We start from the raw sequence: 1079 nt of genomic DNA on the forward strand, positions 1-1079 counted from the left end.
GTTATCCCTCACCCGGTTACTACCCACCACCGACGGCACCCGCAAGCAGCGAGGACACGGGGATGTCCGTGGCAGCGCTCGTTTTGGGCCTGTTTGGCCTGATTGCGTGGTGCTGCCCGCTCATAGGCTTTCCCGTGGGACTGCTTGCCCTGATATTCGGGATTATCGGAGCAGGCCGGGGTGGGCGGGGTATGGCGGCGGCCGGAATCGTCCTGGGTATCAGTACCCTGGTGCTCAGCGGCATCAATGCCTTTCTCGGCGTCATGTTTGAGATGGCCCAGCAAATGCCGATGTGATCAATTCTCGGTGGTACCGCTTGGTTCCCGCAGGTCCCATGCATTAAGCCATTTGGTTTTCACCGGCACCAGCCCGAGTTCGAGCAAGCGCTCATGGAAATGGTACATGTGGCCGGCGCCGTAGAAAATGGCAATCCGGCAGTGTCCCTCAGCGATCTGCTCGCGAAGGACCTCCAGCACTTTCTCATTTCGGCCGGAGATCAGAGTGGATCCCTGGGGACCCTCGATGGCACGGATTTGCCCCTCCACGTCTTCTGCCAGTTGCTCGGCAAATAGCCGTTTCATCTCCAGTTGCCGGTCCTTACTGAACAGGGCTCTCAAAAAGTCCAGGTCATTGCTCCCGGATTGCCTGGTCTGACTCCGCGCGAATTCGTACCCGAACGCCCGAAAGAACATCGTCCACAGGTTTTCACCTTTTTCTTCCATCGAGCGGGTGAATTCCTCGGGGGACATATCCGCATGCACGAAATTGGGACGCTGATAGTCGATGGCGTCAAGCTGAAAGACCAGCCCGAGAAAGTCTGTCATGGACCTTTGGATGACGGACACGGGATGAGCGGAGCGGGTCCCCGGCGTCACACGCGTTCCCTCTGGGGCCACCAGTTCATAGAGGACCACATCGTATTGGCGCAACCGCTTGTTCAGCTCTTCATAATAGCTCCGTTCCGCGATGTGAATCATGCTGCGCCGACAGCCGTGTTCCGGCAAATGTGGTGGCCGGGCTCGACCCCGGCGAAGTCTTCGTCCATCGCAATGTCGCCAATGTCGTGCATTCCTCGGACA

The 1079-nt window shown here is 58.5% G+C and carries 2 protein-coding genes and 1 pseudogene; 2 read left to right on the plus strand and 1 reads right to left on the minus strand.

Going from position 1 to position 1079, the window contains the following annotated elements; all coding sequences use genetic code 11:
* A partial coding sequence (locus H5U08_RS19595; protein ID WP_297037099.1) for a hypothetical protein occupies positions 1 to 296 on the plus strand: 296 nt, incomplete at its 5' end.
* Here the strand turns inward: H5U08_RS19595 and H5U08_RS19600 are convergent.
* Positions 297 to 977 (minus strand): hypothetical protein, encoded by a 681-nt coding sequence (locus H5U08_RS19600; protein ID WP_297037102.1) that lies wholly within the window; start codon positions 975 to 977, stop codon positions 297 to 299.
* Positions 978 to 1009: 32 nt separating this feature from the next.
* Here H5U08_RS19600 and H5U08_RS19605 point away from each other — a divergent pair.
* Positions 1010 to 1079, plus strand: a pseudogene (locus H5U08_RS19605) (carbonic anhydrase); the annotation flags it as partial.

Source organism: Thermogutta sp. (genome assembly GCF_014359955.1).
Taxonomy (GTDB): Bacteria; Planctomycetota; Planctomycetia; order Pirellulales; family Thermoguttaceae; genus Thermogutta.